This is a genomic window from Kamptonema sp. PCC 6506 (assembly GCF_000180455.1).
In the GTDB taxonomy this organism is placed as follows: domain Bacteria; phylum Cyanobacteriota; class Cyanobacteriia; order Cyanobacteriales; family Microcoleaceae; genus Kamptonema; species Kamptonema formosum.
In genome coordinates, this window is sequence record NZ_CACA01000207.1 from 1 (window position 1) to 1,213 (window position 1,213).

2 protein-coding genes are annotated in these 1,213 nt (G+C 47.0%); one reads left to right on the plus strand and one right to left on the minus strand.

The features are described 5' to 3' along the window. Window positions 1–408 precede the first annotated feature (408 nt). Window positions 409–564, plus strand: coding sequence for a hypothetical protein (locus OSCI_RS29875; RefSeq protein ID WP_155523438.1), 156 nt, complete (start codon window positions 409–411; stop codon window positions 562–564). 130 nt (window positions 565–694) lie between these two features. On the opposite strand, the gene OSCI_RS10690 is transcribed toward OSCI_RS29875, so the two are convergent. Then, window positions 695–1,072: a hypothetical protein gene (locus OSCI_RS10690; protein ID WP_148288964.1), complete on the minus strand. Its 378-nt coding sequence runs from the start codon at window positions 1,070–1,072 to the stop codon at window positions 695–697. Window positions 1,073–1,213: the final 141 nt, after the last annotated feature.

Genomic DNA, 1,213 nt, shown 5'->3' on the forward strand with positions numbered 1-1,213 from the left:
CACCAGTATTGTTCCCAAATCCACGTCCTGAATTAACTGGGGAGATAGTGGTTGGTCGAATACCTCCATGAGCATTTCATATCTCTGTTTGACAGCGGTCAGATCGTAAGCATCGCACCACTGTTCGGGGTCGGTCAATATTATAGTCATAGAAAAAAACTTTCTCTTCATTAATAACTGTATCAGCGAAGTTGTGCTGTCACTAACCGCAAAGTAGTAACTTAAATCCTTCATTTGATTTTTGATTTGGTTTGATTCGTGGTTTTTGCAAAAAAACCCTTGAATTGTGGGCGTTTGAGAGAATTTCCCCTGAATTAAGCCGAGTATTATTTGAGAAAGTGCAAGATAAACCCGCAACGCCTTACCTGGTAAGAGTTTGAATTGCTACTTTGCTGCGGATGTCAGCGTATGACTGAGCGCGATTCGGTGTTCGGCGAGCTTACACGAGCCGCTGCTCTCACCGTCGAAGCCTTCGCTATTTTTGGGCCTCATAGAACTGCGCGATCGCCCCTTCCTACACCTTCCTCCAGCAGTCCCGACTGCCAGGAGTCCAAGTCAACTTGAGGCTCTTATATTCTTACTAGATCAGACTATATTAGAATTATTTAATAGTACCATGATAGTATTACAGTATTACAATATAAAATGGGTTAAACGGGCAGCTCGGTTGAGGAGTTCAACAAACGGGCTCTGCTCACAAGCCCAGCTTTTTTCGCAAATCTTCTACCGTTAGCACGCCATCGATCTCGACATCGCTGCAATGAAGCAGGTCTACAGCCACGCTAATCAAGTGCCGGGGGAAGACTCGCTCTCCTGCGGGGACTGGGTTGATATTGTTGTCCCGAATGGTTTGAGCTGTTTCCGACAGCCACTGCTGCTGATCGCGGGTTAACTCGATTACCATGCTGACTGGCTTTTCTTTCGACTTTTTGGCAGATGAGCCAGTTTTGGCAACTTTAGCCTTGGGCGCGTCTGCGGTTGCAGCCGGCTCCTGAGTTTCGCTAGGTACGGAAGAGTTAAAGGCAGAGAACTGAGAAAGGCTGACCATTCCATTCATCTTGTCTCGCTTCATTTTAACCTCCATAATTTTTGGCATTCTTTGGCTAAGCTCTGATAAGCCTTCGTCGCGGGGGACTTGGGCGCGTAATCGAGTAACGACTTCTGAGAGGCGATCGCCTCAGCAGCGACGATGTTTTCGGGGATATTGGTGTAG